The sequence below is a fragment of the Salifodinibacter halophilus genome (assembly GCA_012999515.1).
GTDB lineage: Bacteria > Pseudomonadota > Gammaproteobacteria > Nevskiales > Salinisphaeraceae > Salifodinibacter > Salifodinibacter halophilus.
This window is the reverse complement of the sequence record JABEEB010000719.1, coordinates 1-237: the sequence shown is the minus strand read 5'-3', so window position 1 is coordinate 237 and position 237 is coordinate 1. Positions and strand designations below refer to the sequence as shown.

1 protein-coding gene is annotated in these 237 nt (G+C 70.9%); it reads right to left on the bottom strand.

Going from position 1 to position 237, the window contains the following annotated elements; translation table 11 throughout:
* A partial coding sequence (locus tag HKX41_13440; protein ID NNC25138.1) for a hypothetical protein occupies positions 1-237 on the bottom strand: 237 nt, incomplete at both ends.

The following is a 237-nucleotide window of genomic DNA, read 5'->3' as shown; positions in this document are numbered from 1 at the left end:
ACTTGGAGCGTCGTCGGCGCCGCCGCCAGCGGCGACGGCGGGCCGACGGTGACGCTCCAGTAGGCGCCGGACACCGTGTCGATCAGCGTCTGCAACTGCACGGCGACCTGATCGGCATCGGGGATCTTCACCGCCTCGATGTTCGGGTCAGCAGGCGCCTGTTCGCCCGCGGCGGGCGCCAGCGGCATCAGGCTGTAGGCCATCAACAGCGCGCAGCGCAGGTATTCGGCGCGGCTG